General features: G+C 26.4%; 1 protein-coding gene. It reads right to left on the bottom strand.

Going from position 1 to position 1,893, the window contains the following annotated elements:
* Window positions 1-239: 239 nt before the first annotated feature.
* Entirely contained in the window at window positions 240-899 is a 660-nt protein-coding gene (locus DNC80_RS15745; RefSeq protein WP_182652029.1) for a ribonuclease HII, read from the bottom strand.
* Window positions 900-1,893: the final 994 nt, after the last annotated feature.

Raw genomic sequence — 1,893 nt, 5'->3', positions numbered from 1 at the left:
AAATAAAAAGAGAAAAAAAAGAGTTAAAGCTAATTTAAAATTTTAATTTTTTTGGTATAAAAAAAACGTTTTTTTTTTTTTGATTATATATAGGTGTAAAATTTTATGAAATAAATAATTTCAATAGTATTCATTGAAAGCTTTATGAAAAACATTAATGTGATTTAGTTAAGTAATTATTCTCAAGATTAAATAACTAAAAATAACTAAATATGATTTTCTTAATTTGATTCGTTACTCTATATATTAAGCTTTAATTGTTCAGGTAGAAGTCTAAAACTCAAACGATGGTATTTTGTGATACCATATTTTTTTATCGCCTCTCTATGGTCTTTAGTGGGGTATCCTTTATTTTTATTCCAGTTGTACATAGGAAATTCTTCATGAATACGGTTCATGTATTCATCCCGATACGTTTTGGCTAATATTGAAGCAGCTGCTATACTTTGGTACTTTGCATCACCTTTAATAATACAGGCACTAGGTATTGTGGTTAAAATTTCAATTTCAGTTTCACTGAAAAGTAAACCGCCGCGATTTTTAATTCCAGTTTTAGGTAAAAAAGGAGAATTGCCATCTATAATTACGGATAAAGGTTTTGGATTTAATTTTAATACGCATTCCTGCATGGCTTTTATTGATGCATTCAAAATATTAATTTCGTCAATAATTAAAGGTTCAAGATGTGTTACAGCATAGGACAGCGCTTTTTCTTGAATAATAGGTCTTAACTCATTTCTGTTTTTAGCGGATAATTTTTTACTATCGTTCAACAAAGGAATAGTGCAGTTTTCAGGAAGTATCACCGCGGCTGCTGTAACTGGCCCAGCTAAACAGCCTCTACCGGCTTCGTCAGCTCCAGCTTCTAAAGATGTATTGTAATAATGAGATAACAGCATTGTGTTTTTTTACGCAAAATTAAGATTAAATTGAAAGAGTATGAATCTTTCGGGTAAGATGTGTGAGTTATCTGCAGGATTTTTAATTTAATAGTAAAATCATTAGTGTTAAATTATCTAAAAAAAAATTCTTTTTTAAGAATTCATTGTAATTATTGTTAATAACTAAATCAAAGCATATTTAATATGAGGTCACAATCTAAATGGATTTTTTTAAAGTGAACTTTCTTTTAATGAGAGGTTTTTTTTGTAATAATATTTATTGAGATTAATTTTCTATTAGATACAATTATTTTGAATTGAATTTCGGAAAGTTGTTTTCTATGATTTTTTTACAAACTATGATTCTTAGTTTTCTTTATTGTTAGATTCACGATCTCATAACTTCAATTATAAATAAAGTATTGTCAAATCTATTTTGTTAGTCTTTGTTATATTTCATTCTTCCTTTTTTTTATTTTTGAATTGGAGTTTGAATAATAAGATTATAAGGCATTCCATCAAAGTGGATAATGTCAAAAAATTAGAACTCAAAAATCTTTCGAATGGTTTTATAGTAGGACTGTTAGTCATCATGTAAATTTAGAGGGTGATATGGGGAACTTTTTGTTGATTTTAGCGGTGCTGATGAAAACCCATTAAATAGGATAGAATCTATTTTTAGACAATACCGATATGATCTAATTCAATAAACGATAGATTCAATGTAGTTTTTGAGTATTAATTAAATGTTATATAAAACTTTTTGAATTTATTGAAAATTAGGAAAACTTCAATTAGTTATGAAAATGAATGACAAAAATGTATTAAATAGTAATTCTGTTAATGTTGAATCGATACAATAAGGAATTTATTTGTGTATAATTAAACAAGATATTAGGTAATAAGTCTATTAAGTTGTCAGAATTTTTAAATTTGGTAAGAATAATAATGCATAAGCGACATATTGATTGATTTTAACAATCTATTACGGACTTAGGGAACTGTTTAATAT

The sequence above is a fragment of the Flavobacterium sp. SOK18b genome, assembly GCF_014156605.1.
GTDB classification, from domain to species: Bacteria; Bacteroidota; Bacteroidia; order Flavobacteriales; family Flavobacteriaceae; genus Flavobacterium; species Flavobacterium tiangeerense.
This window is presented reverse-complemented; position numbering and strand designations above follow the sequence as displayed.